This window comes from Plantactinospora sp. B6F1, assembly GCF_040120695.1.
Lineage (GTDB): Bacteria > Actinomycetota > Actinomycetes > Mycobacteriales > Micromonosporaceae > Plantactinospora.
On sequence record NZ_JBEEAC010000101.1, the window covers coordinates 1 to 904 of the forward strand.

1 protein-coding gene is annotated in these 904 nt (G+C 62.3%); it reads right to left on the reverse strand.

The features are described 5' to 3' along the window. Positions 1 to 2: 2 nt before the first annotated feature. A partial coding sequence (locus tag ABNF97_RS33970; protein ID WP_349341075.1) for a non-reducing end alpha-L-arabinofuranosidase family hydrolase occupies positions 3 to 904 on the reverse strand: 902 nt, incomplete at its 5' end.

Sequence of the window (904 nt, forward strand, 5' to 3'; positions counted from 1 at the left end):
GATCAGCGCTGCAGTGTCAGCAGGCCCGGCCGGTACGGCAGCAGACCGTAGTCGCCACCCGAACTGGGCGATCGCCCCTGGTAGAGCAACTGCAGATTGCAGGCGTCGACCGTCATCGTCTGATCCGCGTTGGTCCGGATCAGCTCACCGTGACTGATGTCGTTGGTCCAGGTCGCCCCACTGTTGGCCTTACCAGCGAACGGATTGCTCTCACTCGTCGCCTGCGGCGTCCACGACCCACCCAGACTCGTCGCGGTGAACGACCGGAAGTACCGACCCTGCGAACCGATCGCCTCCACGAGCATCAGGTACCGGTTCTCACCCTGCAACTTGTACACCTGCACACCCTCGAACAGGTTGTTCGTCGAGTCAGTCATGATCGTCGTGTAGTTCGAACCGAAACTGCCCGGGAAGTTCCCGATCGGCATACTCGCCCGGTAGATCCGACCGTTGTCCCCGGCAAAGAAGAGATACATGTTCGAGCTGTCACCGATCAGCGCCTGATCGATCGGACCCGTGTTGGAGTTGGAGATACTCCCGGTGAACAGCGTCTGCTGCGCAGACCACCCGTTCGCGTTCGTCGGGTTACTCGACGTCCGGTAGGAGAAGGCGGTCCCACCCCACTGGTAGGCCAGCACCCAGATGTTACGCGGCGCGAAGTAGAACAACGACGGCGCAACCGTCGCCGACGACATCGCGTTCTGGCTGGCCGACCCCATCTGGGACCAGTCCGAGAAGAGACCGAAGTTCATCGAGCCCCACGTCGTACCGGTATCGTGCGTCGTCGCGTACACCAGATGCTGCCCGTTGTACGGCGCGTAGGTGAAGTCCTTCAACGACACCCAACCCGACCTCGGCTGCGCCAACGCACCCGTCGACGACCACCGGTACGACGACGGAAGGG